Source organism: Pseudoalteromonas sp. GW168-MNA-CIBAN-0100 (assembly GCF_040309225.1).
Lineage (GTDB): Bacteria > Pseudomonadota > Gammaproteobacteria > Enterobacterales > Alteromonadaceae > Pseudoalteromonas > Pseudoalteromonas arctica.
Genome location: NZ_JBEOOL010001181.1, coordinates 1 through 231 on the forward strand (window position 1 = coordinate 1; position 231 = coordinate 231).

The 231-nt window shown below is 38.1% G+C and carries 1 pseudogene; it reads left to right on the plus strand.

From position 1 onward, the window contains the following. Positions 1-34: 34 nt before the first annotated feature. Positions 35-231, plus strand: a pseudogene (locus AAEY62_RS25115) (early set domain-containing protein); the annotation flags it as partial.

Below are 231 nucleotides of genomic sequence, written 5' to 3' on the forward strand. Positions count from 1 at the left end.
TTATTAACCTGCATATATAAAGTAAGGATCTCGAATGAAAAGCCCAATAAAACGTATTTTAACCTTAGCACTTGTTAGTTTTTTAACTGCTTGTTCTACGCAAATAACGCTTGATGATGTATTGCCACAACAAAAATTAGATCGTACCGTGTATTTAAGGGGCGACTTTACCTTATGGGATGCAGAGCCACAGTACCAATTTACCCAAGTAGCGCGATCGCTGTATCAAGC